Here is a 2,386-nt window from a genome sequence, read left to right as displayed (position 1 = left end):
GTCCGCCAATTCTCTGCGCGTGGTTTCCAGCGCCGTCCCCAACCGCACCACCAGCGCTGCGAGCTCGTCGTACGACGGCTTCGGCACGGAGGACGCGGACACCCGACAGATGATCGCGGATCACGCACTGCCGATCAAATCGGACAGCCTCACGAAAGACCTAACCAGTTACTCTCCGACTACAATTACCTCTGGTGCTGAAGAGCGATTCAGAGATGATCCTCAAGAGATCGGTCGTGGCCTCGGCGCTCATAGGTCTTCTGGTCGGCGGCGTCGCGGGCGGAGCGGCAACGGGATGGTTCCGGGATGCGCCGGAATTCTCGGTGCAGCGCGTGCACGCGAGCCACGCTTTCGACGTCGGCAACGACCAGGTGCTGGCCGGATGGGCCGACAACATCTTCGTCGCCAAGGTAAGCGCGAAGCAGGGCGAGGAGAAGATGAGCACGGCGAGCAAGATGCCAGTGACGCTCTGGAGCGCCGAAGCCGTCGAGAACTTCAAAGGCGATCTCTCCGGAACCGTGACGCTGGCCCAGCAGGGTGGATACGTCCAGGAGACGAACAGCCTGCAGCTCATGGACGACGACGCGCTGCTGGAGCCGGGCCGCGAATACCTCTTCGTCAGCCGCCAGTCCAAGGGGCGCCACTGGATCGTGCCGCATTACGGCAACATCCCGATGCCCGACCCCTCGCTCCGCACGGGCAGCGATCTGCGCAACCGTTGGAAGAACGCCGTGGCCCGGCAACAGCCTGACGCGTGGAAGGAAGGCCTCACTTACACGCCAGAAAGGGGCTAGCCGAAACCGCCGTCTTACACCGGCTCCTGAGCGCCGGGTGGCCCGGAGGTGAGACTCCTCCGGGCCACCCGGCGCTCCTGAGACGTGAGCGGAGGCATAATTCCTCCCCTCATTGTCTTTCCAGGGAATGGCGTGCGGCCCACAGATAACCTGTGAACCGCTCGGCCACCATGGGCGCTCAGCGACGGGTACTCTCAGCATGGAGTTCTTCTGTTATCACCGCGATCGGCCTGACTCTGCGGCACTGCGCGACGAACTGCTGGAAGAGTACTGGTCCTACATGGACCGTACGCGGCGGAGATGATCGCCGGTGGCCCGACCTTCAGCCGCGGCAGCGATCCGAACCCAAGCCCGTCAACGCTCACGGGCCGAGACATCCACAGATCTGCCTCATGATCAATGAGACGCGACTTCATCGATTCGTCTCACCCATTCTGAGGCGCCGCAGTTCAGGAGGTCTCATGCCTCAAGTTCAACGAGACAGGACACTGGCATCGCGGTGAGCCGCTTTGGGCGGGCGTCCGTTCAAATGTGCGCTATTTCCGTCCTGCATGCCGGGGAGGATTTGTCCGTGGGACCATCAGTTAGGCAGATTCAAGTCACCTTCGACTGCGCATCGCCTGAGCGCGTTGCTCGTTTCTGGTGCGAGGTGCTGGGGTACGTCGCGCCGCCGCCACCGGAAGGGTTTGCCAGTTGGGACGACTTCAATCGCACGCTGCCGCCTGAGCAGCGGGATTCATGGTTCGCATGCGGTGATCCCTCGGGCGCGGGTCCGCGGCTCTACTTCCAGCGCGTTCCCGAAAGCAAGGTCGTCAAGAATCGGCTGCACCTTGACGTGCGGGTCGGCACCGGGCTGGTGGGTGAGGAGCGCCTGGCGGCCCTTGAGGCCGAATGCGCGCGGCTGATCCCGCTCGGCGCGGTACGTGTGCGGCTCCTGCCGGCCGATGAAGTGAACGAGTCGTGCCTGGTCATGCAGGACGTTGAGGGCAACGGATCTGCCTCGACTGAGTGGGCAGGAAGGAGCGAAGAATCCGGCTGGCTATGCCGGTTCCCATTCGCCGACCTCGAACTTCTCCGCCACAGCCTCGGCCCCACTCAATAAGGGGTCATGCGTCACGAGACCTACCTGGCGGCTGGGGACACGTTCGGGAGCGGAGAGCCGAGGTGGACGACAGCGAGGCCGCCGCCTGGCGCAAAGCCCTGGATGACCTGGAGGCAACCGGCACGACGTTCCGGGCCGCTGCGCACTGGCTGTAGACGGGCAGCAAACCCAAGCGCTAATACCCGCCAGTAGAATCCCGGCGTCACGAGCGAACAGGACGCGAGATTCGAGATCGAGACGCCTGGTGGTGCGGCTGGCGCGCGTGACCGCGATGTACCGTCCCCTCAGGTCTGGGTATGCGCTTACGATCTCCAGTTGATCCGGGCTGAACGGATCAACTCTTTCTACGTCAAGGGTTCGAGCTGCCGGTCAAGCGCGCCAACAACACCACCGAGCAGCCGTTCTTCGTCGGGCGCGGCGCCAACATGCCGTACGACTACTACGAGGCCGAGGACGGCACCGTGGGCGGCGGCGCGGCCGTGGTCGGCCC

Annotated in this window: 1 protein-coding gene and 1 pseudogene; both read left to right on the top strand. The window is 64.2% G+C overall.

Going from position 1 to position 2,386, the window contains the following annotated elements; translation table 11 throughout:
- The first annotated feature begins 194 nt into the window (after positions 1–194).
- On the top strand, positions 195–794 hold the full coding sequence (locus AB0M95_RS40875) for a hypothetical protein (RefSeq protein ID WP_363777140.1): 600 nt from the start codon (positions 195–197) through the stop codon (positions 792–794).
- A gap of 529 nt (positions 795–1,323) precedes the next feature.
- Positions 1,324–1,785 (top strand): annotated as a pseudogene (locus tag AB0M95_RS40870) (VOC family protein); the annotation flags it as partial.
- Positions 1,786–2,386: the final 601 nt, after the last annotated feature.

Origin of the sequence: Sphaerisporangium sp. NPDC051017, from assembly GCF_040683095.1 — a bacterium.
Taxonomy (GTDB): domain Bacteria; phylum Actinomycetota; class Actinomycetes; order Streptosporangiales; family Streptosporangiaceae; genus Sphaerisporangium.
The sequence above is the reverse complement of the archived record's forward strand: the minus strand, read 5'-3'. Positions and strand labels throughout refer to the sequence as shown.